This is a genomic window from Glycocaulis sp. (assembly GCF_052168375.1).
In the GTDB taxonomy this organism is placed as follows: Bacteria; Pseudomonadota; Alphaproteobacteria; order Caulobacterales; family Maricaulaceae; genus Glycocaulis.
In genome coordinates, this window is the sequence record NZ_JBQLZR010000035.1 from 1 (window position 1) to 2,273 (window position 2,273).

At 62.5% G+C, this 2,273-nt stretch carries 4 protein-coding genes; 1 reads left to right on the top strand and 3 read right to left on the bottom strand.

Annotated features, from left to right (window positions below; genetic code table 11):
* Positions 1–212: hypothetical protein (locus tag ACTS2Z_RS01365; RefSeq protein ID WP_442571439.1), on the bottom strand; the 212-nt coding region annotated here is incomplete at its 3' end.
* Positions 213–283: 71 nt separating this feature from the next.
* Entirely contained in the window at positions 284–967 is a 684-nt protein-coding gene (locus ACTS2Z_RS01370; protein ID WP_442571440.1) for a TetR/AcrR family transcriptional regulator, read from the bottom strand.
* 130 nt (positions 968–1,097) lie between these two features.
* On the opposite strand from ACTS2Z_RS01370, the gene ACTS2Z_RS01375 reads away from it, so the two are divergent.
* The gene (locus ACTS2Z_RS01375) at positions 1,098–1,733 is read left to right on the top strand and encodes a nitroreductase family protein (protein WP_442571441.1); all 636 of its coding nucleotides are present in this window, start codon (positions 1,098–1,100) and stop codon (positions 1,731–1,733) included.
* A 31-nt stretch (positions 1,734–1,764) separates the two neighbouring features.
* On the opposite strand, the gene csgH is transcribed toward ACTS2Z_RS01375, so the two are convergent.
* Positions 1,765–2,256 (bottom strand): curli-like amyloid fiber formation chaperone CsgH, encoded by a 492-nt coding sequence (gene csgH, locus ACTS2Z_RS01380; RefSeq protein ID WP_442571442.1) that lies wholly within the window; start codon positions 2,254–2,256, stop codon positions 1,765–1,767.
* Positions 2,257–2,273: the final 17 nt, after the last annotated feature.

Sequence of the window (2,273 nt, forward strand, 5' to 3'; positions counted from 1 at the left end):
CCGGGAAAGCGCGCCTCGATGGTTGCCGCATCCACGTATTCGACGGGGAGCGTTTCAACCGTAACGGGCGCCGCGTCACCGAGGCTCAGCCCCGCCTCGGCAGGACTGCCTCGCAAGGCGCTAATGAGGATGGCGCTGGCAGCTACGACAATGGCCAGCGAGGCTACGCCAGTGGCAAACGCGTGACGGCGAACTAGATGCGATGCGGGCATGGGCGCGAACCTTCGCTATGGTACGCGATCACATATAGGTCACTCAACACCGTTTGAAAAGTGAACGCTGTTCACTTTTTTGGTTTTCTGGCGTCCAGCCAGGCGTTGAGCTTGGGAGTTGCGAGGCCCCGCCCGGTCATTTCCGCATGGAAAGCAATGAGATCGTCGAGGGTCAGATCGGCGCATTTTTCCTTTGAACCGGGAAAATCGGGAATAGTCACGGCCAGCATGGTGAGGCCGTGGGCACCCGCCCAGACTGACAGCCCGGCAAGCACCGGATCGCATTCGCGGAACCAGCCATCCACGATGGCTTTCTCGATCATGAGCTCCAGCCGCTCCGATGCGGCATAGCCATAGGAATCCTGCCGGTCGTCGAGTTTGGATTCAAACCAGCTCGAAAAGGCCAGCCGGTAATGGGCCGGCTGCTCCAGCCCGGTCTCCACATAGGCGCGCAGACACTCCTCGCACACAAGCGGACCTTCGGTGACCATGCCTTCCACGGCGACCATGCGCCGGTAGAGACGCTCGAAGAACTGTTCGCGGATTTCGTCGAACAGTGCCTCCTTGGAATCGAAATACTTGTAGAGCGCGGCCGGCGAATAATCGATCCGCTCGGCGATGCGGCGCATGGAAATGCCCGCCTCGCCTTCTTCGGTGAAGATGGCCTCTGCCGCCTCGACAATGGCATCGCGTACCTTGCGGCGGCGGCGCTCGGCCGGGCTCAGATCGTCGTCGAGCTCTGCATCCACTGCCATGGGCACTTTCCTGCTTGTGTACGGACAGTCCGGTCCATACGTGACTCTGTCACAATTTACCCATGATATAAGTCCGGCATTACCCATCCGTCAAAGTGCCCGGCTCACCAGCAATCGGACCCTCCCCGCCATGACGCATTTCTCGCCGCCTGCCTTTCCCGTCGAAAACGATGTGCTGACAGTACCCAAGCCCTCGGCAGACATGCTGGGCCGCATGGCGCGACGCCGCTCGACGCGGGCCATCGATATGAGCGGCCCCGGACCGTCGAAGGAACAGCTCGATACGCTGATCAGGATAGCTGCGCGCGTGCCTGATCACGGCAAGCTCTTCCCCTGGCGCTTCATCGTATTCGAAGGAGAAGCCCGCCCGGCCTTCGGGCAGATGCTCGAAAGCCTGATCCGCGCGGACATGCCCGAGGCGGGCGAGGAAAGGCTCAATCTCGAGCGCCGCCGCTTTGAACGCGCGCCGGTCGTCATCGGCGTCATTTCGCGCGTGACCATCCCGCACAAGATACCCGAATGGGAGCAGATCCTGTCGGCGGGTGCAGTCTGCCAGAACTTGCTTCTCGCCGCCGATGCCATGGGCTTTGGCGCGCAATGGCTGACCGAGTGGTATGCATTCGACGAGCGGGTGAAATCCGCACTCGGCCTCGAGGCAAACGAACGCGTCGCCGGTTTCGTCTATGTCGGCACACAGGCTGTCAGCGCCACGGAACGTCCGCGCAAACCCGCCGACATCACGCGCTGGACCGGCAAGGCGGAGTGACGCCCTGCCGGCCTTCGCGTCGGCGCCATGCCTACGGCCCCGTCAAATCAGCGGTGCAGATCTGGCGGCCATCGCCATCCAGAAGGCGCAGGCGCACATCATAGCGCGCATTCCCGCCATCGCCCGACGAGATGATGGTGGTGCCTTCGGGCGCATTGCGCATGGAGGCCATCATTTCCGAAAGCGATGCGCCCCTGCGAGGTGCAGCGCTGCCAAGCGTGATCTGGTGGATGAGGCCAGGCTCGCTGCCGAGCGCCTCAAACGGGCCGGACTGTTCGATGACGGCCTCACCGCCAGACGAGGCCTGATACACCGACAGCTCATAGCTGCCTGAAAGGCCGGGAGCGGCATAGGCTTCGGCCAGCAGCGCGCCGGAGGGCGTTTCGACGAACTCGATCCAGCACGCATCAGCCTGGATTTGCCCTTCGCGATAGGCGCCATCAAGGCCGGAAGCGGGCGGCGGCGCACAGGCAGCTGCAGCCACAAGTGCAGGCAAGGCAATCATTCCATTGACGATTTTCATGTCAGTCTCCTTTCAGC

Excerpts from the sequence above, each read along its gene's own strand:
- ACTS2Z_RS01370 (WP_442571440.1), bottom strand. The coding sequence starts at position 967 with ATGGCAGTGGATGCAGAGCTCGACGACGATCTGAGCCCGGCCGAGCGC.
- ACTS2Z_RS01375 (WP_442571441.1), top strand. The coding sequence starts at position 1,098 with ATGACGCATTTCTCGCCGCCTGCCTTTCCCGTCGAAAACGATGTGCTG.
- csgH (WP_442571442.1), bottom strand. The coding sequence starts at position 2,256 with ATGAAAATCGTCAATGGAATGATTGCCTTGCCTGCACTTGTGGCTGCA.